Raw genomic sequence first — 270 nt, 5'->3', positions numbered from 1 at the left:
AAAAGGAACAGTAATAACTCAACAAAAGAAAAGGGAGGAGGAGCGAAGCACGTATTTAATAAACTAAAAAAAAAAAAACAGAAAAATAAATTTACGGGGGGGGGGGGGAGAAAAAAAAAAGAAAAAAAGGGGGGGGGGGGGGGGAAGAAAAAAAAAAAAAGAAAAAAAAAAAAGGAGAAAAAAAAGAAAAAGAAGAAAGAAAGGGAGAGGAGAGGGAAAAAAAGGAGAAACAAAAAAAAAAAAAAAGGAGCCCCCCCCCCCCCCCCCCCC

Annotated in this window: 1 protein-coding gene; it reads left to right on the top strand. The window is 38.1% G+C overall.

Annotated elements, in window-relative coordinates:
• Positions 1–270, top strand: a 270-nt coding sequence (locus tag FG152_RS27185; protein ID WP_498989480.1) for a hypothetical protein, incomplete at both ends; no start/stop codon positions are given.

The organism is Ochrobactrum sp. XJ1, assembly GCF_024701725.1.
Classification (GTDB): Bacteria; Pseudomonadota; Alphaproteobacteria; order Rhizobiales; family Rhizobiaceae; genus Brucella; species Brucella anthropi.
This window is presented reverse-complemented; position numbering and strand designations above follow the sequence as displayed.